Consider the following 24493-nt stretch of genomic DNA (forward strand, 5'->3'; position numbering starts at 1 on the left):
CATTCTTAACTTGGCGTTCCGCTTGAAAGCATATACACCACAAGTGCCAAGAAAAAGATACCGACTAAGATTAGCATGTACACTGGTAAGCGTTTTTTTTGTCTTATTTCTTCAGCACTCGCGACATGAGGCGGTTTATTGAAATCATGTATCATGTTCCCCTCACTCAATCCATCCCTTGTTGAATTTTTATACTAACAACAAAAAGTATGAAATTGTGTGACAAAGCATTATTTGATCGTGAGCGCTTGTAAATTTTCTAGAGAACGAACAGCTTAGCTTTTATTTTGGTTTAGCATAATGTCGTTCTTTTAGAAAATACCTTGCAGTAATTGTGACTGCCCCTGCTCAATCACCATTTCATGTTCATCTTTTAAATTCACACCAGAGAATTGTAATTGTTTTGACTTCGACATCAGGGCAATCAGGCGTCGTACCGCTGTCACTTCGTCCAAACCAGCAGGGCGCACATTAGAAATACAATTACGCATGGCATCATGACAGCCTTTTTGAGCTTGCCACGTATAGTAAATACCCATGCTATCTGGAGAACTCAAGCCTGGGCGCTCTCCTATGAGCATCACCAACATTTGCGCATGTAAGATTTGGGCAATTTCATCCCCCAAAGCCACCCGGCTTCCCGTTGCGACCACGATAGGGGCCACAGACCAACCTTGCTGGGCACACGCATCTAACATTTTCGAGATAAAACTAACGGCATTATCTTCAATCGCACGTGCAGATAAGCCATCGCCTGCCACAATTAATACATCATATTGCTGTTGCTCGGATTGCATTGCTGTGAGCATTTGCCGTGAAGTCACCGAAAGTTCCCGCCCCAAATCTGGACGTTTCAAATAAGTATCCTTATCAACTGCACAACTACTGACGTGTACAAAAGTCAGACTCTGCTGCGCAAATTGCTGCTTCAACACGGCGATATTCAGAGGTTTTAGTACAGCATCCTTGGCTTGGGCATGGGCCAATTGAAACTCTAAAAGAGGACGAGTCGGAAGACTTCCTCCTGTTCTGCCCAAGGCAATTCGGGCATCGGTAAACTGTTTCAGTTGTTCCCAACTGTTTTGTTCAAATTGCTGTGGATATCGAACATCATAATGTAGCTTCATCCCTATCTCCCCCAAACTAAGACATCAGCAAACGTGAGAATTTTTCAGGCATGTGTTGTGGCCATTCCAGCTTTGAACATTGCTGTTTTAGAATACCCTGCTGCTCTAACCAATAGGCAAATTCAGGTGCTGGCGCGAGTCCTAAAAGTTGACGAATGTATAAAGCATCATGGAACGATGTGGTTTGATAATTCAACATCACATCATCTGAACCTGGAATGCCCATAATAAAGTTAATGCCTGCATTGGCTAATAAAGTGAGCAGAACATCCATATCATCTTGATCTGCATCGGCATGATTGGTATAGCAAATATCACAGCCCATTGGGATGCCAAGCAATTTTCCGCAGAAGTGATCTTCCAAGCCCGCACGAATAATTTGCTTACCGTTATACAAATATTCAGGGCCAATAAAACCCACCACGGTATTCACTAAAAATGGCTTGTACTTACGCGCCACCGCATAAGCTCTGGCTTCTATGGTTTGTTGATCTACCCCATGATGGGTTTGACTCGACAGCGCGCTGCCTTGACCTGTTTCAAAGTACATCACATTTTGCCCTACGGTTCCCCGCTTCAAGCTGAGTGCAGCGTCATAGCCTTCTTGGAGCAAAGCTAAATTAATCCCAAAGGCGCTATTGGCTTGCTCGGTCCCTGCAATTGATTGAAACATCAAATCAATCGGAACGTTTTTGTTGGCAAGTTGAATACCTGAACTTACATGCGTCAGCACGCAAGATTGGGTCGGAATGTCATATTCGTGAATAATGTAATCCAGCAGCTTTAATAGTTCAGATAGGTTTTGCAAGTTATCAGTCGCGGGGTTAATCCCAATCACCGCATCACCATTACCATACATCAGCCCATCCAAAATACTGGCAGAAATACCCAAAACATCATCGGTGGGATGATTCGGTTGCAACCGTGTGGACAAATGTCCTTCTAAGCCAATGGTATTGCGAAACTGGGTAATCACGCGGCATTTTTTTGCCACCAAAATTAAATCCTGATTGCGCATAATCTTGCTGACGGCGGCCACCATTTCTGGCGTTAACCCCGCTTGTAGCACGGTCAATTTTTCGGTGGTGGCATCTGCACTCAACAACCAATTGCGCAAGTCTCCCACCGTAAAGTGTGAAATTGGGTAGAATGCCGCTGCATCATGTTCATCCATAATTAGTCGGGTCACTTCATCCTGCTCATACGGAATCAACGCTTCATTCAAGAACTGTTTTAAAGGGACATCTGCCAAACACATTTGTGCCGCTACACGCTCTGTTGCATTCTGCGCGGCAATCCCTGCAAGCTGATCTCCAGAACGCTCAGGTGTTGCCTTTGCCATCAGCATTTTTAAATCTGAAAAAACATAATGTTGATGCGCAACATCAATCCGATAAATCACGGCCCAAACTCCTTATGTCTTATGTATTAAGTTCTTGTTCTGCTGCTTGAATATTGGCAAATTCTTCTTCTGGGGTACCTGCGACCAAATGATGACGGCTATACAATAAGAAATAAAGAATAAACACCGCATAAATTGCGGCTGCCATAAACCACACTTTTGGATCCACCACAAAACCTGCAACCGTCGCGATAGCAGCTAAAACCAAGGCAATCGAAGCGGTGACAATTCCACCAGGCGCTTTGTAAGGACGTGGCATATTGGGTTTTGCAATTTTTAATTTGATGTACGCCAGCATCATTAGCACATAAGAAATGGTGGCACCAAAGACTGCCATCAAAATCAGTAAATCACCTTCGCGTGATAAAGACAGCATAAACCCAATCACGCCAGGAATAATAATGGCTAAATGTGGTGCATGGTTTTTATTTGTTAAGGAAAGTTTTGTAGGTAAATAGCCTGCACGCGACAAAGCAAAAATCTGACGTGAATAGGCATAAATAATCGAGAAGAAACTCGCAACTAAACCGGCTAATCCGACAAAATTGACAAAGCCTGCCAACCAAGTATTTTCACCATAGACCACTTTTAAAGCATCCACCAATGGTGCACCTGATTCTTTTAAAGTATCAGCGCCTGCAGCACCCGCACCCAAAAATAAAATGGCTAAGGCAAACACAGCTAAAATCAGCATTGAACCGATCAAGCCACGCGGTAAAGATTTATGTGGTTCTTTGGCTTCTTCTGCCGCCAAAGGCACGCCTTCTACCGCCAAAAAGAACCAAATGGCATAAGGCACCGCTGCCCAAATGCCTAAATAGCCCAAAGGTAAAAATGCACTGGCTCCAACCGCATCAGTTTTGACAGGAATATTGAGTAAATTCTGGCTGTTAAAATGTGGCAACATGGCGGCAATAAAAACCAACAAAGCGACTGAGGCGACCGCAGTAATCATAAAAATAATTTTTAAGGCTTCCCCTGCACCTTTAAGATGAATCCCCATAAAAAACAGATAGCAAACTAAATACACAAACCATCCGCCAATCCCGAACAAGGACTCACAGTAAGCACCAATAAACACGGCAATTGCCGCAGGTGCAATCGCGTATTCAATCAAGATCGCGGTTCCTGTTAAATAGCCAGCCAAAGGTCCAAAAGCCGTACGGGCAAAACTATAACCGCCTCCTGCGGTGGGTAACATGGTCGACATTTCCGACATGGCTAAGCACATACATAAATACATGATCGCGACAACAATGGTGGCAATAAACATGCCACCCCATCCACCTTGTGCCAAACCAAAGTTCCAGCCTGCGAAGTCCCCAGAAATAACATAGGCAACGCCTAACCCAATCAGTAATAGCCATCCGACAGCGCCTTGCTTGAGTTTACGTTGAGCAAAATATTCTGTATTGGAATGATGATCTGAATGAGTGTCAGCAACTACACTTTTGACATTTAGCATAAGCACCTCGCATTTGCTTGATGCTAAAGAACAATGCATAAGCCGTACCAATTTTGACTTTTTGTTCAAATTGGTTTGTATTTATTTATAAAAACAGCAGCTTATTTACCACAAAAAAGAAAGCCTTTTCGTTTAGTTTCAAGGCTGGTGACAGGCTAAGAGCACTTCAAAGAATATGTAACCAATCTGCCGCATTAAAGTGAAATTAGAGTATAATTATCCACCTCATTTTCAATGCTCCTAATCTTTATGGCGTATAGTCAACAAAGTGTCACACTTGATCTTGACACCGACGTCACACATCAATGTTCACTACACTACACACGTGATCAGCATCTGATTGGTATTATTGAATTTACCAAACCTAGCTATGTGCTGAAATGGGGTGATTTAGAATATTTCCGTCGTCGCACTGAAGAATTTTCAGTCATGCCCTTTCCAGAATGTGTGAATGCCATGGTTGTTGATATTCGCAATATAGCCGCATTCTTGGACAATGAAGTTCCCATTCTGCCTTGGCGTTTAGTGGAAGAGGAATGTCCTGTACGATTAGTGGTTCCACAAGACCGTCTGGAATATTATGCAGGCTTTTTTGAACCGACATGGCTCAGCACAGATTTAGACAGTGCCATTTATGAAATTCGCGATTTTATGGATATGTTCGTGCACTAAGTTTTAGCGACAAAAAAATCCTCCTAAATGGAGGATTTTTAATGTTCATTCAAAATGCTGATAACCAATGAAATTGGGGTTTACCAATAATTTTCTACCGCGATATTGCCCTCACCACGGCGATTCATTGTTAAACCACGAGCTTTCAACGCTTCTTTGGTATCTTCTACCATTTGTGGATTACCACATAACATCACATGACTGGTCTCAGGATTAAATGGGTAACCAACAGCTTGTTCAAGTGCACCATTCTCAATCAATATCGGCAAACGATCATGCAATATGGCTTGCGGATCACGGGTAATAATCGGCACAAATTTAAAGCCTGTATGCCCTTCACCAAAAGTTTCTGCAATTTGCTGAATGCGTTCGCCATAGGCGAGCTCTGAAGCCGTACGAACACTGTAAACCAAATGAATCTTTTGATATTTGCTCCACGTGTCGAAATCTTGCAGCATAGAAACGAAAGGCGCCAAGCCCGTGCCTGTCGCCAATAGCCATAAATCCTGTGGTAATGGCAACTGATAACGGGTCAAGGTCAAAAATCCGTAAGGGATTTTTTCTAAATACAGTTCATCGCCTACTTGTAAATGCTGCAAGTTAGACGTAAATGCCCCATCTGGCACCACAATTGAAAAGAATTCTAAGGTTTCATCAAACGGTGAGGACACAATTGAATAAGCACGTACGACCAGTTCATCGCCCACTTTTAAGCCAATGCGGGCAAATTGTCCTGCGCTAAACTTAAAATGTGCAGGCCGTGTCATGGTAAAACTAAATAAAGTATTGGTCCAACGCTGTACAGATAAAACCTTTTCTACGCTAAATTTTTCAATTGACATGATTTCGACGTGGCATCAAAGACTGTGCTCATGTTAGCATGACAGCATAATTTATTAATATTTTTTAAATGTTAAGGCTACATTCATGCGCATGACTTTACGCCAATTGGCTGTTTTTGTAGCAGTCGCTCAAGAAGGCACCGTGACCAAAGCCAGCGACGCGGTGAAGTTGACTCAAAGTGCTGCAAGTATGGCACTGGCAGATCTAGAAGATGGTTTAGGGGCTCCGCTATTTGACCGTTTAGGCAAACGTCTGCAATTGAATGATTTAGGTCGTTTTCTATTGCCACAAGCGCTTGAGATTTTAGGCCGCTGTGAAGCTTTTGAACAAGCAGCAAAAGGTGAATTACAAAGTATCGATTTACGTTTAGGGGCAACCTTAACCATCAGCGACTACTTAATGCCTGACCTCATGGCCAGTTTTTTACAAATTCAACCTCAGGCACATTTACAACTTCAGGTTGGAAATACGCGCCAAATGATTGAAGCAGTGAATCAATTCCAATTAGATCTCGCTTTGATTGAAGGTTCATGCCATTTACCTCAACTCCAATGTATCCATTGGCGTGATGATGAATTGGCGGTGTGTTGTGCACCTAACCATCCTCTTGCACGCTTAAATCGCGAACTCAGTCCTGCCGACTTTGACAATGTCGAATGGATTCTACGTGAAGAAGGCTCAGGTACGCGTGAAGTCTTTGATAATGCTATTTTACAAGACTTACCAGATGCCAATATCCGCCTGACTCTTGGACATAACGAAGCGATTCTTAAAATTGTTGCGGGTGGTTTGGGCATGTCCTGTATTTCTAAACTCGCGATTGAACCGTTACAAGAAAAAGGACACTTAGTTGTACTGAATACACCATTCTGGCAACTCTCACGACCATTATTCATGTTGGTACATCGTCAAAAGTATCAAGGACCTGGTTTAAAAGCCTTTATGAAGTTCTGTGAAGGTTAATCTACTATTGTAAAAATGCTCCTCAAATGGAGCATTTTTTATTCCAGAATTTGTCTTCTAAATTGCTTCTCACACGGCTCACCATCGTGATTGCCATCCATTTGTGTATTTGGGCAATTTCTTATGAAAAATACGGCCTCATCATAAGATCGCATCTGACTACAGTGTGTTCGTCCATCACATTTAAAATGAGCAATCGGCTCACTTTTTTTTACAACGGCTAATTTTGAAGCTTCAAATTGGGGCGATGCACTTGTATTTCTCTGTTGCGTATTTACTGCATATCCAACTGTATCTAAGTTTTTACGTCCCTGAGCCGAGAGAATTCGATCAGGTAAATTACCCAATGCTTCTCGCTGTTGCTCCACAATTCGCTTTTGTTTTTGAATGAGTTGTTCTGCTTTTAATTGTTTGGCTACGCGATGATCCTGCACTTTTTGATATGCCACAAAACCTAATCCAGCAATGACAATCAGAACGAATAAAACCATGTATTTTAAACGTGATACAGATTTTCTTGGTAGAACAATTTTCTCTGCAGGCGGTACTGATCTGTAATTAAAACTATGCTGCTCAAGAAGCGGTTGATCTTCAGGCTTTAAATTTAAGCGCACAATATCGGATGCCTTAAATTTCCCCTGTTCCTCGATTACACGAAATTTGAGCTGTTCTCCCTCATTGGGCTTAATGTGCCAGCTTGGGAAATCTTTAATATGGAAAAAGATGTCTTTAGGATCATCCTCAATCTGAATAAAACCAAAACCACGTGCAGAATTGTAGTGCTTGATCTTCCCTTCAAGAAACATAATTCGCCCTAAACTTTTTATTTTTTCTATTCTAATCAATAAAAAAGAGACCCTAAAGCCTCTTTTTAAAATTCAAAAAGAAATAATCCTATTACTTCGTGATCAACGTCTAAAGTTTGACAGTAAAGTGGATGTAATCGATTTATTATGAGTTGATACTTTCGATTTCTTGGCTTTAGCAGAATTATCTTCAACACGCTCAATCTTAATTGCTTTATAGCGATCGCCATTTTCAACCACATTAAACTTCACACGTTCATTGCGTTTCGGCTCACCTGAGTCTGCAGGAAAATCCGAGATATGGAAAAACACATCACCTTCAGATGAGGAAATAAAACCAAAACCTTTGTCGGCATTATATTGCTTAACTTTGCCTTGATATTGCTCGGCCTTCATAAACAGATCCTATATGTACACGCTTTGTTTTAGTATATAAAAAAGAGGCCATAAAAGCCCCTTTTTGCTGGGACTCAAGATTAATCTTTTTGTACTGAACCAAAAATTTTGTCACCAGCATCGCCTAGACCTGGCACGATATAGCCTTGTGCATTTAAGCCGTCATCAACAGAAGCAGTAAAAATGGTCACATCAGGATGTGCATCTTCCACCCTTTTTATGCCTTCTGGTGCAGCAACCAACACCATGACACGTATGTCTTTACAACCGCTGGCTTTTAAAACGTCAATTGCAGCCACCAACGAAGCACCTGTCGCCAACATTGGATCAATAATCATGGCAATACGGTTCTGCACATCTGGAACCAATTTTTTATAGTAAGTACGTGCTTCTAAAGTTTCTTCATCACGCTCCAAACCCAATACAGACACTTTCGCACTTGGAATAAGGTTTAAGAAACCATCCAGCATACCAATACCTGCACGGAGAATTGGCACTACAGTAATTTTCTTACCCGCAATACGTTGTGTAGTAACTTTCCCTGCCCAGCCATCAATTTCATGATCAACTACAGCTAAGTCTTTGGTCGCTTCATAGGTCAGTAACATCGTCACTTCCTGCGCCAATTCACGAAAATTCTTTGTACTAATATCAGCGCGACGCAATAAACCAAGTTTATGTCGAATCAGAGGATGACGAATTTCATGAATAGCCACGGGAGTACACCTAAAAAAATCAAAACATTATTCGTATTATTATAAATGTTTTTTATAAATCTTATAACAAAAAAAGCCCCCAACTCGTGGGGGCTTTTCGATTAACACGATAATTTTTTCAATTATTGATGCGTTAACATGAAATGTAATGGAGATAAAATCTCAGCTTGTAAGGCCATTTTGATAATTGGATCTGGATAAATACCAATCACCAATACTGCAAGTGCCGCGAGTAATACCATGATACCACCCACTTTTTGACCCCAGTGATCTACAGCGTCAATACGTGGAGTTTCTGGCGGAGTCATATACATCACAACCATCACACGGAGGTAATAGTACAAACCAATACCCGAACCTACCACAATCATTGCAGCCAAGAACCAGTGTTGAGTTGTTACAGCAGCCATCACCACCAAGAACTTACCAATGAAGCCAGCTGTTAACGGAATGCCCGCTAAAGATAACATCATCACAGTTAAAGTCGCTGTTAATACTGGACGGCGCCAGAATAAACCACGGTAATCTGCCAGGCTTTCTGCTTCATCTACGTTATTGTATGGGCTAGACATCAATGCCACAGCACCAAATGCACCAATCGTCGTTAACACATAAGTGATCACGTAAACTGATACGTTGCCTAAGCTTGCATAGGTCATGCTGATTAAACCAATCAACAAGTAACCAAAGTGCGCAATCGATGAATAACCCAGAATACGTTTCAGGTTCACTTGACGTACTGCCAAGAAGTTACCCACTAAAATCGAAAGCACCGCAATAATGGTAATGATCGTAACTAAAGACTCAACCAAAATTGCGCCTGAAGTCAGCAAGTAACGTACAAATAGACCAATCGTCGCCACTTTCGCTGCTGTCGCAAGGAAGGTTGCAATCGGAGCTGGTGCTCCTGCATAAACGTCTGGTGTCCATTTGTGGAATGGTGCCAATGAAAGCTTAAAGCCCACTGCAAAAATAATCAGTGCTAAACCAAGAAGTACCATTGGTTGACGAATATTTTGTATTAATGCTTGGAAAGATTCATAGAAAGACAATGAACCTGTGTAAGCATAAATATATGCCATACCCATCAGCAACATTGCCGAAGCTGTTGCAGAAAGAACCAAGTATTTAATACCCGCTTCTAATGAGTTTGCACGTTGATGTGTATAAGCCAACATACCGTAGACAGGAATCGACATTAACTCAAGGCTAATGAAGAAAGATGCATAGTGTGAGCTTGCCACCATTAACATTGCACCCGCAACCGAGCACAGCATCAAGATATACAGTTCTTCACGGTTATCTTTATAAGATTCAATATACGCATGTGACAACGTACAGCATGCAAGTGATGCAATTAAGATCACCAATTGGTAAAGCATGGTGAACGGATCCACCATGAACATACCCATCACGTTTGATGGTACAAATTGTCCACCAAACATGTTGAATAAAATATTTGCCGCAGCAAGGTTTAAGCCAACCACAGAAGCTGTTGCGATTAAATTATGGTTACGTTTAATCGAAGTGAGGATCATCACAACGACCGCGGTCAATGCCACGATCATTACAGGAGCTAATGGCATAAGCTCAGAAAAAGACATTGTGAAGTTCATGGCTTATTGCATCTCCACATTTTCGAGTTGAACAGATGCTTGATGCACAACGTCAACGACTTCTTGAACTGGAATATAGCTGTTTGCTAACCACGCCATGCTTGAATTTGAAATATCAAGGAAGGATTGTGGGTAGATACCAAGCCAAAGCAGACCAAATGCACAAATTAATAGAATACCAACTTCACGCGCATTCAAATCTTTCAGTGGACTTGCATAATGCTCTTTTTGTGCTTCATTTGGTGTACCAAATAAAGCTTTGTGAATCAAAATTAGACCATAAAGCCCAGCGAATACTAAGCTAATTGCAGCCAAAATAGTGAATACTGGGAACTTGGCATAAGAACCCATCAAGATTAAGAACTCACCAATGAAGTTACCTAAACCTGGAATACCCACTAACGCCGCTACAAAGAACATCAAGAAGAATGAAAGGTATTGGAATTGACCACGAATACCACCCATTAAACGCATGTCACGTGTATGTAAGCGCTCATAAACCTGACCACACATAATGAAGAGTGCAGCAGATGATAAGCCGTGCGCTAACATCATGATCATCAGACCTTGGAAGGTCAAAATGTTACCTGCATACAATGCAAGTAAGATGAAGCCCATGTGTGAAATTGAGGTATAAGCCAACAGACGTTTCATGTCGGTTTGCTGGAAAGCACACCAAGCACCGTAGAAAATACCAATTAAACCCATAATGATTGCGATATCGGCAAACTGTGCAGACGCCGCTGGGAAGAATGGAATCACAAAACGGAGTAAACCGTAAGCAGCTGTCTTAATTAAGATACCTGCTAAATCTACAGAACCTGCTGTAGGTGCTTGCGCATGTGCATCGGGTAACCAGCCGTGTAATGGAAACACAGGGAGTTTAACCGCAAAGCCAACAAACAAGCACAACATGAAGGCATAAGCCACCGCAGGAAGCTGAGCATCAAGCGTATTCGCTACACCTAACAAATAGTTGTAATCAAAGCCAATCATGCCTGTCATCATGTATCCATAAACCACTAGGCCTAGAATACCGATGAGCATGATTAAACCAGCAACTTGCGTATAGATGAAGAACTTGGTTGCAGCGTAAACACGTGATTTACCATCTGCACCGCGGTGTCCCCAAAGTGCAATCAAGAAGTAGATTGGAACCAGCATCATCTCCCAGAAGAAGAAGAACAAGAACATATCTATCGAAATGAATACACCGATGACCCCGCCCAATGACCATAAAAGGTTCAAATGGAAGAAGCCTACGTTCTTTTGAATTTCACCCCAAGAACAACCAATCGCCAAAATACCCAACAATGCAGTTAAGCCAACCATTAATAATGATAAGCCATCAACTGCCAAGTGAATATTGATGCCGAGGGTTTGAATCCACGGCAAGAAGAACTCTGCAGACCATGTTGGGACTTTTGCACCCAATTCATAGTTGTAAGTACCCGTTTGCCATAAAGCGACAGTTAAGCCCAAAGTAATGAGCATACCCACAAGTGCAATATAGCGTGGTAGTTGTTGGTCGATTTTATCGACCACCCAACATAAAAAACCTGCAATGAACGGTACGAGGATCAGCGCGGGCAAAACCAAATTGTTTGTGATTTCCATCTTATTTCCCCACGACCTGAATCACGACTAAGATCATCAGTAGAACCACAATGCCCAGCGACATGCTCGAAGCGTATTCACGCAATGAACCTGTTTGACGAGCGCTTGTAAAGCCGTTACCAGCTTTCACAATTGCAGGTAATACAAGCCATAAACCATCAATTGGATCACGACCACAAATCTTAGCAATCAGTAAATATGGTTTTACGAAGATAAGATCATATAAGGTATCGAAACCCAGTGCATTACGGCAAATATTCGCCAAACCTGCACCCAATGAAGTTTTCGCAAAACTTTTCACTGCACCATAAGCAAAAGCAAATAAGATCACACCAATCACAAGACCAGCAAGTGCGATACCCACAGCCATATGTTCTGCACCGTGTACACCCGCTTCCATCGCTTCTGGAATAATGACCGCTGGAATTTTTGCAGCATTCAGAATGCTTTCTACAGGTGCTTTAAGTGCCGCACCAACGAAAGTTGAAAGAACTGCTAAAATTGACAAAGGACCCCAGTAAGTAATGCCTTTGATTGCATGATATGGCGTATTTTCTTTTCCAAAGAATACAACCCAAATTAAGCGGAATGTATAAATTGAAGTTAAGAAAGCACCTGCAACACCTGTCCAGTACAAGCAGTCATATAACGCTACTGCCTGACCTTTCATCCATACAGCACCCAAGATTGCATCTTTCGAGAAGAAGCCAACGGTAATGAATGGAATTGCAGCCAACGCACCGCCACCAATGGCGAAGCAAGCGAATAGGAATTTATTCTTGTAGAACAAACCACCCATTTTGAAAATGTTTTGTTCGTGGTGGTAAGCCAAGATCACCGCACCAGAAGACAAGAATAATAATGCCTTGAAGAATGCGTGAGTCAACATGTGGAACAGACCCGCTTGGTAAGCTTCAGCACCGACTGCCATAAACATATAACCCAACTGACTCATAGTTGAGTAAGCCAAGATACGTTTGATATCGGTTTGTACTAATGCAGCAAAGCCTGCAACCAATAAGGTCACAGCACCTGTAATTGAAATGAACATCATCACTTGAGGTGCCATTTCAAATACAGTGTGCATACGGCAGCAAAGGTATACACCCGCAGTAACCATTGTCGCTGCGTGAATCAAGGCAGATACTGGCGTAGGACCAGCCATTGCATCTGCTAACCATGTTTGTAGTGGAATCTGTGCAGATTTACCCGCAGCACCCAAGAACAACATCAATGCTGTCCAGATGGCCATAGATGAACCTTGCGTTAATACTGTAGGTGCCGCAGCAACCACTTCTGCAATGTTTAATGTACCGAACTGTTGGTAAATTAAGAACAATGCAATCAGTAAGAACACATCACCGACACGCGTTACTGTAAATGCTTTGATTGCAGCAAAACCGTTTTCTGGGTTTTGGTAGTAGTAACCAATCAGCAAGTACGAGCAAAGACCTACACCTTCCCAACCTAAGAACAATAACGCTAAGTTATCGCCCAATACGAGCAGCAACATGCTGGCAACGAACAGGTTGAAGTAAGAGAAGAAACGTGCAAAGTCTTCTTCACCACGCATGTACCATGATGCAAAGATGTGAATCAGGAAACCAACTCCTGTCACCATACCCATCATCAATAATGACAAGCCATCAAGGTGCAAGCTAATGCCTGGTGCAAGACCGCCAACATTGAACCATGTCCACAAGTGTTGTACCTGCGCCACAGAACCGTTGTTAACGAAATCCATCCCCGCAATAAGGGCAAATAAAGCAGATAGACCTACAGCCCCAACGCCAATAATCGCTGCAACTTTCTCAGGTAAATTCTGGCGCCCTGCCGCTAATAAAATAAAACCGATTAGCGGAAATAATACTGTTAAATATAAATAACTCATCCGCGCATCTCACTAGCAGCATCCACATCCAAATGATGGAAGCGATGATAAAACTGAAGGACAATCGCAAGACCGATACAAGCCTCTGCCGCAGCAAGGGTCAAAATCAGAATGAACATAATTTGTCCATCTGGTTGCACCCAAGCACTACCCGCCAAAACGAATGCCAACGCAGCGGCATTCATCATGACTTCAAGGCTCATTAACATAAATAATAGGTTGCGTCGCACCATTACACCGTAAAAACCCAGTGCAAAAAGAATGGTCGCAACGATCAAACCATGTTCTAAAGGGATGTTGCCCATTATTGTTTGTCCTCTTCTGCACTTGGCTCACGTTTACCTAAGTGGAATGCTGCAACCAAGGCTGCTAGCAATAACATCGCGGCAACTTCTACCAATAATAAGTAGTGAGTAAAGAGTGCTTGACCAACGGCTTTCGGACCTACAATTTCAGTGCCCATTACTGGACCTGCTGTGGTGTAGTCTGAACCTAACATCCAGACTAAAATTAAGCCCATTAGGAAGCTCATGAGTGCTGGATATGCCCAAGCAGATGACGTTAGCCATTTGCGCTCTTGATCAACCGTATGTTGACCAAGATTCAGCATCATCACCACGAACACGAATAACACCATGATCGCGCCAGCATAAACGATAATTTCCAGTGCACCCGCAAATGGTGCACCCACAATCATGAACATCCCTGCAACAGCAAGTAAAGACACGATCAAGCTAAGTAACGCATGTACAGGGTTCGCGTTAGTAACTACACGAACCGTAGAAACGATGGCCACGAGTGCCATCAAATAAAACGGCCACATCATGGTAATAGACTCCGTACATCAACAGGTGCGCTTTCACGTTGCGCCTGACCTTTTTCTTTACCTGTTACGGCCATACCTGTAACACGGTAGAAGTTGTAGTCTGGATATTTACCAGGACCTGAAATGAGTAAATTTTCTTTCTCATATACAAGGTCTTGACGAACGTACTCGCCTAATTCGAAATCAGGTGTCATCTGAATTGCTGTCGTTGGACACGCTTCTTCACACATCCCGCAGAAAATGCAACGCGAGAAGTTAATACGGAAGAATTCTGGATACCAACGACCATCTTCTTTTTCAGCTTTTTGTAATGAAATACAGCCAACTGGGCACGCAACAGCACATAAGTTACATGCCACACAACGCTCTTCACCATCTGGATCGCGCGTTAATACAATACGACCACGGAAACGTGGTGGTACGATTTCTTCAGCTGGTACTTCTGGATATAAAATCGTGTCACGTTTACGCGTCACGTGGCTGAATACCATCCACAATGAACGTACAACTGACCCAACTCCAGCTAGAAACTTAAACATTTTGTTCTCCCTGCCGTCTTAGGCCTGATTCATCAGAATCACAGCACCAGTCACAAGTAAGTTGACCAATGCCAATGGCAAGCAAATTTTCCAACCAAAGTTCATTACTTGGTCATATCGTGGACGCATTAATGAACCACGCGCCAATACAAACATCATCACAAAAAATGCTGTTTTGATAATGAACCAGAATACGGGTGGAATAAACGGAATTTCAAGGTTGAATGGTGCTAACCAACCACCGAAGAATAGCGTTACGATCAATGCAGAGATCAGAACCACGTTGACATATTCAGCAACGAAGAACATCCCCCATTTCATACCGCCATATTCTACGTGGTAACCTTCCGCCAATTCTTGTTCTGCTTCGGGTTGGTCAAATGGATGACGATGCGTTACCGCAACACCCGCAACCACGAAAATTAAGAAACCTAAGAACTGTGGAATCACAAACCATACATCTTTTTGTGCTTCTACAATTTCACGCATGTTGAATGAGCCTGCAATCGCAACCACACCCATGAGTGAAATACCCAAGAACACTTCATATGAAATGGTTTGCGCGGCAGAACGTAGACCACCGAGCAATGCATATTTGTTGTTTGAAGCCCAACCACCAAATAACACCGCATAGACTGCAATACCGGCCATTGCCATAAAGAACAATAAGCCAATGCTCATGTCTGCCACACCCAAATATGGGCTCACAGGAATCACCATGAACGACAGTACCGCAGTTGCCATGGCAACTGCAGGTGCTAAACGGAAGGTTAACTTATCTGCAAACTTAGGTGTCCAGTCTTCTTTAAACATGATTTTCAACATGTCGGCAACAATCTGGAACATACCGCCAGGACCAACACGGTTTGGACCGTAACGGTCTTGCCATAAGCCGAGCAAACGACGCTCGACAAATGACATTAATGCTGCAATCAAAACCACCACCAATAGAATGACAATGGCTTGAATAACCGAGTACGCAATTGGCCAATTTTCAGCCCAGAGCGGTGTTTGACGTATAATTTCTTGATTCATGAATTACACTCCTACCGCGACTGAAACTGGTTCTGCTAAAGAAACAGTCGGTGCAAGACCAATTGGATAACCGATGTAACCTGCTGGTAAATATTCAATAACTTGAACTGGCAAGCTAATGCTGGTTTCACCTGCTTTCACCGTAATTTGCTGCCCATTTTGAACATTCAAACGTGCTGCATCTTGCTCACCTACCGCAAACATTGCTTCAGGAATACGAGATTGCATAGCAGGTGTTTTCACTGTGAATTCACCAGAAGCAAAAATGTGATGCATCGGCACTAGGCGGAAGCTTTCAGGGTTAACAACAACCGCTGAAGGTGCAACATAGCTACGTGCTGGACGTTTCGGTAAGCGATCGAATAAACGCACACCTGAATCACCACCTTTTAAATGACCACCCACATTGTCTTGGAATTTATTCCATGCTTGTGGAGAGTTCCAACCTGCTGACCATGCAAATGGCACAAGTGCAGACGGCGTTTGTGTCCCCACATAACCTTCCATCGAGAAAGTTAATGCTGAGTCAATGTCAGTCGGCTGTTTTGGCTCGTGAATTGATAACGGTGCACGAATTGCAGTACGACCTGAATAACGACGTGGTTCACGCGCAATTTTCAAACCATGGACACGGAAGCCTGCATCAGGGGCAACATCTTCAATCGCTTGTAATGCTGGAACGTTTTTCGCAACTGTTTCAATTACATCATCAAGCAATGTCCAAGAAATTGCTTTGCCTTTTAAGCCAGTTTCAATGGCATGTAACCAACGCCAAGATTCTTTAATCGCATATTCTGGCTTGTAGTAACTTGGGTCATACACTTGGTAGAAACGTTGCGCACGGCCTTCTTGACTCACGACAGTACCATCACCTTCTGCGAAGCTTGCAGCAGAAAGTACAATCGATGCTTTCGCAACAGTTGCAGTTTCAGAGTGATCCAATACGATCACATCTTTTGCTTTTGCAAGAGCTGCATCGACCTGAGCTGTCGGTAAACGACGGTAAAGATCGTTTTCAACCACAATCACGGTGTCATAGTCTTGTGCAAAAACTTGCTCTAGGCTTTGACCACCAAGAATTGCTAAGCCCATTGAGTTCACTTCTGGAACAGTCAAGGTTAAGCCTGCATTGCCAAGATTCTGTGCAACTTGTGCAGCAGCTTCCATAATCGCAGGATCTTGTAAGCTTGTACCCGAAATCACCAAAGGTTTCTTCGCCGCTTTTAAAGTATCCGCAATCGTTTGAGCAAATGCTTTCGCATCATCGGCCAAACCAAGAATTGCATCACCTTTCACTGCCGCAGCAATCGCAAAACCTAAACGCGCAATGTCGTTTGGAGAAGCAACCACTTCACCTGTCGCAACATCCGCTAGACGCGTTTGAGTTGCGGCCAAGATATAAATTGGTGACTTCGCATCTTGTGCAATACGTTGCACAGGCTCTGCCAACCAATCTTGCGTACGACGTTCAGCAGCCATTTCTTTGGCTTTGTTTTTCGCCGCTTGACGAACAGACAATGCCATACGTGGTGCAGTTTGAGTTAAGTCTTCACCCAAAATCAATACAGCATCATAGCTTTCGATTTCACGCATGTTCGGGTTGTAAATACCCTCGGTTTGCATGATTGAGGCCGCCAATTCAACCAAGTTTTGCTCTTTTTGAGACATACCTGTTGAATAGTTCTCTTGACCGACCAACTCACGTAATGCGTAGTTCGATTCAAGTGATGCACGTGGCGAACCAATACCCAATACTTTTTTGCCTTGGATATTTGCAATCACGGTATCTAATGCTTGATCTACAGAAACTGGAGTTGCTTCAGCACCGTCACGGAATTGCGGTTGACGTGGACGATCTGCACGGTTCACATAACCTGTACCGAAACGACCTTTGTCACACAAGAAGTATTGGTTCACTTCACCGTTAAAACGGTTTTCTACACGACGTAATTCACCATAACGCTCACCCGGTGAAATGTTACAACCTGAAGAACAGCCTTGGCATACGCTTGGCGCATACTGCATGTCCCATTTACGGTTATAGCGTTCAGAGTGAGTCTTATCGGTAAATACACCTGTTGGACATACTTCAGTCAAGTTACCTGAAAATTCAGACTCTAAAGTGCCTGATTCTGGACGACCAAAGTAAACACGCGATGCATTGGCATACACGCCAAAATCCGTACCGCCTGCATAGTCTTTATAGTAACGAACACAACGGTAGCATGCGATACAACGGTTCATTTCATGAGAAATGAATGAGCCAAGCTCTTGGTTGTAATGCGTACGTTTGGTGAAACGGTAACGACGACGGTCGTGTTGCGTCATTACAGTCATATCTTGTAAATGACAGTGACCACCTTCTTCACAGACTGGACAGTCGTGCGGGTGGTTGGTCATCAAGAATTCAACAATAGACGCACGGAAATCAGTCGCTTCTTTGTCTTCAATCGAGATGTAGGTATTGTCAGATGCAGGTGTCATACATGACATGACCAAACGACCACGCGTATCTTCTGGATTCGCGTATTGAGTCACAGCACATTGACGGCATGAACCGACAGAACCTAAGGATGGATGCCAACAAAAGTACGGAATATCAATACCCAAAGACAAACATGCTTGCAGCAAGTTCTCTGAGCCATTGACTTCGTACGATTTGCCATCGACATGAATTGTAGCCATAGTCGAATTCCTTAAGCTTGTTCTACGTTGCGAGTTTGCGCAGCAGCATTCACTACTTTTGCTTCAAACTCACCACGGAAATATTTGAGTGCACCCATCAACGGTTCCATTGCACCTGGAGCATGCGCACAGAAAGTCTTACCAATCCAAAGCTTACGAGTCAGTTCTTGTAAGTGATCGATATCTTCTTTCTTGCCTGTGCCATCTTCCAAGGCTTTCAGTGCTTTCACTGCCCACGGTAAACCATCACGACAAGGTGTACAGAAACCACATGATTCACGTGCGAAGAATTCTTCTAAGTTACGTGTCGCCGAAACCATACATTGAGTTTCATCCACCACCATCAGTAAGCACGTACCTAAACGTGAACCTGCTTTCATGATGCTTTCAGCATCCATTGGTAGATCAATGTGTTCAGCTGCCAAGAAGTCAGTTGATGCACCACCCGGTAACCATGCTTTTAGCGTCAAGCCATCGCGCATACCGCCAGCATGGTCTTCAATCACTTCACGTGCCGTTGTACCAAATGGAAGCTCCCAAAGACCAGGGAATTTCACCTTGCCTGATGCGCCATAAATCTTGGTGCCTGGATCTTTCGATTTTCCAGCAGAAAGATTGATATACCACTCTGGACCACGCAACAAAATTGCAGGTAAGTTATTGTAGGTCTCTACGTTATTGACAATCGTAGGACGCCCCCAAGCACCAGCAACTTGTGGGAATGGTGGCTTCGTACGCGGGTTGGCACGACGACCTTCAAGCGAGTTAATCAATGCAGTTTCTTCACCACAAATATAACGACCCGCACCCGTATGCACGTGCATTTCGAAGTTCCAGCCAGTTCCAAGGATGTTTTCACCCAAGTAACCTTTAGCACGGATTTGCTCTAGTGCTTCATTTAAATAAGCAGCAGCTTCAATGTACTCGCCACGGATAAAGATATAACCATGGGTTGCTTCTAGGGTATAACCCGCAATCAACATGCCTTCGATCAATTGATGTGGAAGTTTTTCCATCAACAAACGGTCTTTAAAGGTGCCTGGTTCCATCTCATCGGCATTACAAATTAAATAGCGTGGACCACCATCATTTGGTGCCATCAACGACCATTTAATCCCTGCTGGGAAGCCTGCACCACCACGACCTTTAACGGTTGCAGCTTTAATCACTTCAAGCACGTCTTTTGGTGGCATAGTCAAAGCTTTTTTAAAGCCTGCATAACCTTCCAATGCTTCATAGTCATCGGCACTACGGACAAACTCTTGTTTACTCAAGCGCCAAGTTAATGGATGAGTTTCTGGGTTACCGTCGCCATAAATTGGTTTTGGTTCGGTATTCATACATACTTCTCCAATAACTGTTTCACTGAAGTCACTTCAACTAGACCGTGTGTGTCTTCATCAATCATCAGTGTCGGACCCTTGTCACAGTTGCCTAGGCAGCAAATGGGTAACAAAGTAAAACGACCATCTGCAGTCGTTTGACCAAACTGAATACCCAACTCGCGCTGGAATGCCTCAGCCAATGTTTCCGCGCCCATCAAGAAGCAGGCAATCGAGTCACAAAGCAAAATTACGTGACGACCTACAGGTTGACGGTAAATACGGTTATAGAATGTTGCAACACCTTCAAGGTCTGCGACGCTCATGCTTAGCATTTGCGCAATCGCATTCATTTGCGCATCATCTACCCAACCATTACGGCGTTGTACACACTTCAGCGCGTCAAGGCAGGCTGCACGTGGGTACGGATAGTGATCTATGTGATGTTCAATATCGTGGATTTCTTCCGCAGTCAAAATCCCTTCAACATTCACACGTGGCTTTTTATCAGTCAAAATCATCATAATGCGTTACCCCTTAGCGATCCACGTCAGCCATTACGACGTCAATTGTCGCTAAATAAATGATCAAGTCAGATACCAGACTGCCGTTAATCACGGAAGGCATTTGCTGTAAATGGGTGAAAGTTGGTGTACGAATACGAGTACGATAACTCATGGTCGACTTGTCAGAAGTCAAGTAGTAGTTACTTGCACCTTTTACCACTTCAGCCATAACAGAGGCTTCACCAGCAGGCATTACAGGACCCCAAGATACGCTCAAGAAGTGCGTAATCAAGGTTTCAATATCTTGTAATGTTTTGTCTTTTGGTGGTGGAACAGCCAATGGGTGATCCGCTTTGTATGGACCAGATGGCATGTTATCCAAGCACTGTTTGATGATTTTCAATGACTGTTCAATTTCACGATAGTGAACGATGACACGTGCATACGCATCGCCTTCGTACTCGACTGGAACTTCAAAGTCATAGTTTTCATAACCACTGTACGGACGGTATTTACGCACATCAAAGTCAATACCCGTTGCACGCAAACCAGTACCTGTTACACCCCAAGCCAATGCAGATTTGGCATCGTATTGCGCAACATTACGTGTACGGCCTTCAAATACAGAGTTTTTAAGTGCTGCTGTATGGTATTCCTTCAAACGTTTTGGCATCCATTCGAGAATTTCACGAATCAAATGCTGCCAGTTGTTTGGAAGGTCATGCGCTGTACCACCGATACGGAACCATGCTGGGTGCATACGGTAACCTGTGATCGCTTCAATCGCGTCATAGATTTTTTGACGGTCAGCAAACATATAGAAGACTGGCGTCATACCACCGGCATCCTGAATTGCAGTACCGATATATAACAAGTGGTTATTGATACGGAACAATTCAGACATCATGACACGAATACATTGCGCGCGGTCAGGCACTTGAATGCCCGCAAGCTGCTCAACACCCATCACGTATGGCATGTTTTGCGCACAACCACCTAAGTAGTCAACACGGTCTGTATATGGAATGAATGAATGCCAAGTTTGACGTTCAGCCATCTTTTCCACACCACGGTGGTGATAACCGATATCAGGCACACAGTCTTTCACTTCTTCACCATCCAACTGCAAGATGACACGGAATGCACCGTGCGCAGATGGGTGGTTTGGACCTAAGTTCAGGAACATGAAATCTTCGTCAGCATTTCCACGTTTTAAACCCCAATCTTCTGGGACAAAACGTAAATGCTCTTGTTCGAAGTCCTGCTTCGCTTGGTTCTGCATGTACGGTGTATATTCCGTAGCACGTGCAGAATATTCCTTACGTAGCGGGTGACCTTCCCAATAGGTTGGCAACAAAATACGACGGAGCATTGGATGCCCTTCGAAATTAATGCCGAACATATCGTAAGCTTCACGCTCGTACCAGTTTGCATTTGGCCAGATATTGGTTGCAGTTGGAATATTGAGATCACTCTCATTCAATGCAACTTTAATACGAATATCCGTATTGCGCTCTAATGACAATAAGTGGTAGAACACTGTAAAGTCAGACGCAGGCAAACTGTCACGGTGAGTACGTAAACGCTCATCTACCGCAGACAAATCAAACAGCATCACGTAAGGACGTGACACTGTACGCAAGAACATTAAAACTTCTTGTACGCGTGCGCGCTCAACCCAGACCGTTGGAAAATCTTCACGAGTCGTTTGCACATAGAAGTTCTCACCAAATTTGGTTTTGAGTTCTTCTATAATTGCAAATGCTGGGCGTGAATCAACTGCTGTTGATTCTGGCATAGCAATGTCAGTTTCAGCCATTAGCTTGGCTTCCTATTTAATACAAATTCAGTCAACCTTAACGACAATTACACCCATCTCGGGTGCATCAAACATTCATCGTTAAAATTATTTAATTTCATCCATAGAGCGTAAGTTTTTCACTGCAATACGCTGTGCATTCTTACGATCGCGTTCTGGCATCATCTTTGGCTTATATACTGGCTGAAGATCATCACCAATCACGGCAGATAGTGGACGGCGCTCTAATTGAATTTGGTCCTGTAGTAACATTAACGCTTGGATTAATGCTTCTGGACGCGGTGGGCAACCTGGGATGTACACATCGACAGGAATAATTTTATCGACACCTTGCACTACAGAGTAGATGTCATACATACCACCTGAGTTTGCACAAGCACCCATTGAAATCACCCATTTAGGCTCTAACATTTGCTCATACAAACGCTGAATAACAGGCGCCATTTTTACAAAGCATGTGCCTGCTACAATCATCAAATCCGCCTGACGCGGTGAAGCACGAATTACCTCAGCACCGAAACGTGACAAGTCATGCACACCGGTTAAGGTCGTTGCATACTCTACGTAACAGCAAGATGTACCAAAGTTAAACGGCCAAACTGAGTTCTTACGTCCCCAGTTTACTGCTGTGTGTAACACGTCTTCTAAACGAGTCATGAACACATTCTTATTCACTTCTTCTTCAAGCGGATCCGTAACGATCTGACGCTCCTGAAGTGGATATTGATCAGCATTCGGATTCGCACGGGTTAAGGTATATTTCATCCCGAGTTACTCCTTAGATGAGACAGTCGGTGATTTTGCTTTCACGCGACCAGATGATTGAGCTGGAATATGACCCGTAGGGTCTGTTACCAATTCTTCAATAGAGTTAAAACGTGTAATGTCAGCGATGTTCATATTTGGAGAGCCAACTTTAATCACTTTACCAGCAGCTTTACGACGATCCGTAGGTGCCCAATTTAATGCACCAACAGAAACTGCATAAACTAAAGCAATCAATAAATCGACCACAAAAATTACAACAGTTGTAAAACCTAACCAGCCCACTTCACGTACAGAGGTAGACCATGCGTAAAGATAAAGCGCTTCTAAGTCAAAAACTACGAAGAAAATAGCAACCAAATAAAACTTAGCAGACAAGCGAATACGTGCACCACCTGCACCCACTACGCCTGACTCAAACTGCTCCTGCTTAGCACGGCCCCATGACTTACCCCCAAGGAGTAATGGAACTGTGAGCATAAAAGCACAAAGAAATGTAACGCCGATCACGAAGGCAATTATTGCCCATTCGTATGGAGTAATGGCACTCATGCGGGGATAACTCCTGGCAGGCCTATTTATTAACAAAGAATGTATGTATTGGCCTTCAAATACACCAAACACAAAATTAATCCGGCCAATTGTACCTGATTTATGATTTCACTTGCTAGTTTATAGGTCTTAGTCTTTTGGATGATTTTTTAAGCTTTTTTCTGTATTTCCGCACATAAAACACTGAAACCCACCCCACTATCGCTTTATTGAATGAAAAAATAAAATTCCATCATTTTTTTCAACATGACTTTCATTTAATGCGGATTCCTGCACAAGACTTTATTGCTGAAATCCTTTATTTGTCTAGTTAAACCGCAAATTTTCACAGCACAATGCAGCTATAAATAATTCACTATCGCAATCTAGGCATCATATAAATTGGGGTTAAAAATTATCACGATTACAGGATAATTTTTAAAAGAATTCTTTATTTTATTTACAACACTGCTACACGACTAAATTTCGCAAAGATCATGATTATGGTATTCCTATATCATCATGTAAAACAAATAATAAGGAGCAAACACATGAATCTAGAATTCACACATAAACCCAATTATTACTTGTTTGCACAACTGCTCATTCGCCATATTGAACATTATATTGCAAAGCATCCTGATGCCAACAATGCAATATTTGATCTGCGTGATATCTATGAATTATTCCGACAAGATCGTGCTTCAACCACCACCAATTTAGACGGAATATTCAACATTGTAGATGACTATAAAGTAGAAACACTGAATGGAGACCAAAAATTAATTACAGGTCATTCTATTGATACTGTGAACAATTCGTTATTGGTTGATTTCAATCAAGATGCTTTAGAAAGCCTAAAGGGCGGTAAACAAATTATCGAACCTGATGCCAGCATTTTGGATTAAAGCACTGTAGATACAAATAGATAAAAGCCCAGCTTAACTCCCT

At 43.0% G+C, this 24493-nt stretch carries 23 protein-coding genes; 3 read left to right on the forward strand and 20 right to left on the reverse strand.

Going from position 1 to position 24493, the window contains the following annotated elements; genetic code table 11:
• Window positions 1–311: 311 nt before the first annotated feature.
• The 3 genes from eutC to eat are packed head-to-tail and all read right to left on the reverse strand — an operon-like array spanning window position 312 to window position 3994.
• Window positions 312–1127, reverse strand: a complete 816-nt coding sequence (eutC, locus tag E0H94_RS13375) for an ethanolamine ammonia-lyase subunit EutC (protein WP_131326976.1) — start codon at window positions 1125–1127, stop codon at window positions 312–314.
• A gap of 16 nt (window positions 1128–1143) precedes the next feature.
• Window positions 1144–2529: an ethanolamine ammonia-lyase subunit EutB gene (locus E0H94_RS13380; protein WP_131326977.1), complete on the reverse strand. Its 1386-nt coding sequence runs from the start codon at window positions 2527–2529 to the stop codon at window positions 1144–1146.
• 19 nt (window positions 2530–2548) lie between these two features.
• Window positions 2549–3994, reverse strand: a complete 1446-nt coding sequence (gene eat / locus E0H94_RS13385; RefSeq protein ID WP_131326978.1) for an ethanolamine permease — start codon at window positions 3992–3994, stop codon at window positions 2549–2551.
• 249 nt (window positions 3995–4243) lie between these two features.
• Between eat and E0H94_RS13390 the strand changes: the two genes are divergently transcribed.
• Complete coding sequence (locus E0H94_RS13390) at window positions 4244–4666, forward strand: hypothetical protein (protein ID WP_131326979.1); 423 nt, start codon at window positions 4244–4246, stop codon at window positions 4664–4666.
• Window positions 4667–4746: 80 nt separating this feature from the next.
• Here the strand turns inward: E0H94_RS13390 and E0H94_RS13395 are convergent, their stop codons facing one another.
• Entirely contained in the window at window positions 4747–5508 is a 762-nt protein-coding gene (locus tag E0H94_RS13395) for a ferredoxin--NADP reductase (protein WP_131326980.1), read from the reverse strand.
• Between the two features lie 85 nt (window positions 5509–5593).
• On the opposite strand from E0H94_RS13395, the gene gigC reads away from it, so the two are divergent.
• Window positions 5594–6472 carry a LysR family transcriptional regulator GigC gene (gene gigC / locus E0H94_RS13400; RefSeq protein WP_131326981.1) on the forward strand — a complete coding sequence of 293 codons (879 nt, stop codon included), beginning with the start codon at window positions 5594–5596 and terminating at the stop codon, window positions 6470–6472.
• A gap of 38 nt (window positions 6473–6510) precedes the next feature.
• Here the strand turns inward: gigC and E0H94_RS13405 are convergent, their stop codons facing one another.
• From E0H94_RS13405 to ndhC, 16 genes are all read right to left on the reverse strand, one after another.
• Window positions 6511–7278 carry a cold shock domain-containing protein gene (locus E0H94_RS13405; protein WP_131326982.1) on the reverse strand — a complete coding sequence of 256 codons (768 nt, stop codon included), beginning with the start codon at window positions 7276–7278 and terminating at the stop codon, window positions 6511–6513.
• Between the two features lie 102 nt (window positions 7279–7380).
• On the reverse strand, window positions 7381–7674 hold the full coding sequence (locus E0H94_RS13410) for a cold shock domain-containing protein (RefSeq protein WP_131326983.1): 294 nt from the start codon (window positions 7672–7674) through the stop codon (window positions 7381–7383).
• Between the two features lie 80 nt (window positions 7675–7754).
• Window positions 7755–8390: a uracil phosphoribosyltransferase gene (gene upp / locus E0H94_RS13415; protein ID WP_131326984.1), complete on the reverse strand. Its 636-nt coding sequence runs from the start codon at window positions 8388–8390 to the stop codon at window positions 7755–7757.
• 122 nt (window positions 8391–8512) lie between these two features.
• On the reverse strand, window positions 8513–10006 hold the full coding sequence (nuoN, locus tag E0H94_RS13420) for an NADH-quinone oxidoreductase subunit NuoN (protein WP_131326985.1): 1494 nt from the start codon (window positions 10004–10006) through the stop codon (window positions 8513–8515).
• A gap of 3 nt (window positions 10007–10009) precedes the next feature.
• Entirely contained in the window at window positions 10010–11617 is a 1608-nt protein-coding gene (nuoM, locus tag E0H94_RS13425; protein ID WP_171462078.1) for an NADH-quinone oxidoreductase subunit M, read from the reverse strand.
• A gap of 7 nt (window positions 11618–11624) precedes the next feature.
• Complete coding sequence (gene nuoL, locus E0H94_RS13430; RefSeq protein WP_131326987.1) at window positions 11625–13514, reverse strand: NADH-quinone oxidoreductase subunit L; 1890 nt, start codon at window positions 13512–13514, stop codon at window positions 11625–11627.
• Window positions 13511–13819 carry an NADH-quinone oxidoreductase subunit NuoK gene (gene nuoK, locus E0H94_RS13435; RefSeq protein ID WP_039621332.1) on the reverse strand — a complete coding sequence of 103 codons (309 nt, stop codon included), beginning with the start codon at window positions 13817–13819 and terminating at the stop codon, window positions 13511–13513. Before nuoK ends, nuoL begins: the two co-directional genes overlap by 4 nt.
• The gene (gene nuoJ, locus E0H94_RS13440) at window positions 13819–14337 is read right to left on the reverse strand and encodes an NADH-quinone oxidoreductase subunit J (RefSeq protein ID WP_171458246.1); all 519 of its coding nucleotides are present in this window, start codon (window positions 14335–14337) and stop codon (window positions 13819–13821) included. Before nuoJ ends, nuoK begins: the two co-directional genes overlap by 1 nt.
• A complete protein-coding gene (nuoI, locus tag E0H94_RS13445; RefSeq protein WP_131326988.1) occupies window positions 14337–14879 on the reverse strand; it encodes an NADH-quinone oxidoreductase subunit NuoI in 543 nt (180 codons plus the stop codon). The genes nuoJ and nuoI overlap by 1 nt, the downstream gene beginning before the upstream one ends.
• Window positions 14880–14897: 18 nt before the next feature.
• The gene (gene nuoH, locus E0H94_RS13450; RefSeq protein ID WP_116762492.1) at window positions 14898–15914 is read right to left on the reverse strand and encodes an NADH-quinone oxidoreductase subunit NuoH; all 1017 of its coding nucleotides are present in this window, start codon (window positions 15912–15914) and stop codon (window positions 14898–14900) included.
• Window positions 15915–15917: 3 nt separating this feature from the next.
• Window positions 15918–18599: an NADH-quinone oxidoreductase subunit NuoG gene (nuoG, locus tag E0H94_RS13455; protein WP_131326989.1), complete on the reverse strand. Its 2682-nt coding sequence runs from the start codon at window positions 18597–18599 to the stop codon at window positions 15918–15920.
• Window positions 18600–18610: 11 nt separating this feature from the next.
• Window positions 18611–19939, reverse strand: a complete 1329-nt coding sequence (nuoF, locus tag E0H94_RS13460; RefSeq protein WP_116762488.1) for an NADH-quinone oxidoreductase subunit NuoF — start codon at window positions 19937–19939, stop codon at window positions 18611–18613.
• A complete protein-coding gene (gene nuoE / locus E0H94_RS13465) occupies window positions 19936–20445 on the reverse strand; it encodes an NADH-quinone oxidoreductase subunit NuoE (protein WP_016166025.1) in 510 nt (169 codons plus the stop codon). The genes nuoF and nuoE overlap by 4 nt, the downstream gene beginning before the upstream one ends.
• A 13-nt stretch (window positions 20446–20458) precedes the next feature.
• Window positions 20459–22246, reverse strand: coding sequence for an NADH-quinone oxidoreductase subunit C/D (nuoC, locus tag E0H94_RS13470; protein WP_131262602.1), 1788 nt, complete (start codon window positions 22244–22246; stop codon window positions 20459–20461).
• 87 nt (window positions 22247–22333) lie between these two features.
• Entirely contained in the window at window positions 22334–23011 is a 678-nt protein-coding gene (locus E0H94_RS13475) for a NuoB/complex I 20 kDa subunit family protein (RefSeq protein WP_016166027.1), read from the reverse strand.
• 6 nt (window positions 23012–23017) lie between these two features.
• Window positions 23018–23563, reverse strand: a complete 546-nt coding sequence (gene ndhC / locus E0H94_RS13480) for an NADH-quinone oxidoreductase subunit A (RefSeq protein ID WP_116762484.1) — start codon at window positions 23561–23563, stop codon at window positions 23018–23020.
• 530 nt (window positions 23564–24093) lie between these two features.
• On the opposite strand from ndhC, the gene E0H94_RS13485 reads away from it, so the two are divergent.
• A complete protein-coding gene (locus tag E0H94_RS13485; RefSeq protein WP_131326990.1) occupies window positions 24094–24450 on the forward strand; it encodes a hypothetical protein in 357 nt (118 codons plus the stop codon).
• The last annotated feature ends 43 nt before the right edge of the window (window positions 24451–24493 follow it).

It is taken from the genome of Acinetobacter sp. ANC 4173 (assembly GCF_004331255.1).
In the GTDB taxonomy this organism is placed as follows: Bacteria; Pseudomonadota; Gammaproteobacteria; order Pseudomonadales; family Moraxellaceae; genus Acinetobacter.